Origin of the sequence: Mesobacillus maritimus (genome assembly GCF_023715205.1) — a bacterium.
Taxonomy (GTDB): domain Bacteria; phylum Bacillota; class Bacilli; order Bacillales; family Cytobacillaceae; genus Mesobacillus_B; species Mesobacillus_B maritimus_C.
In genome coordinates this window covers 1-203 of sequence record NZ_JAMBNR010000159.1, presented here as the reverse complement: position 1 = coordinate 203, position 203 = coordinate 1, and the positions used below count along the sequence as shown (strand labels likewise).

1 rRNA gene is annotated in these 203 nt (G+C 50.7%); it reads right to left on the bottom strand.

Annotated features, from left to right (window positions below):
- Positions 1–203 (bottom strand): 23S ribosomal RNA (locus M3182_RS26035); the annotation flags it as partial.

The following is a 203-nucleotide window of genomic DNA, read 5'->3' as shown; positions in this document are numbered from 1 at the left end:
TCGCTAGAGGCTTTTCTTGGCAGTGTGGAATCAGGAACTTCGGTACTAAATTTCCCTCGCTATCACAGCTCAGCTCACGCGGTAACGGGATTTGCCTCGTTACCAGCCTAACTGCTTAGACGCACATATCCAGCAGTGCGCTTACCCTATCCTCCTGCGTCCCCCCATTGCTCAAACGATAAAGAGGTGGTACAGGAATATCA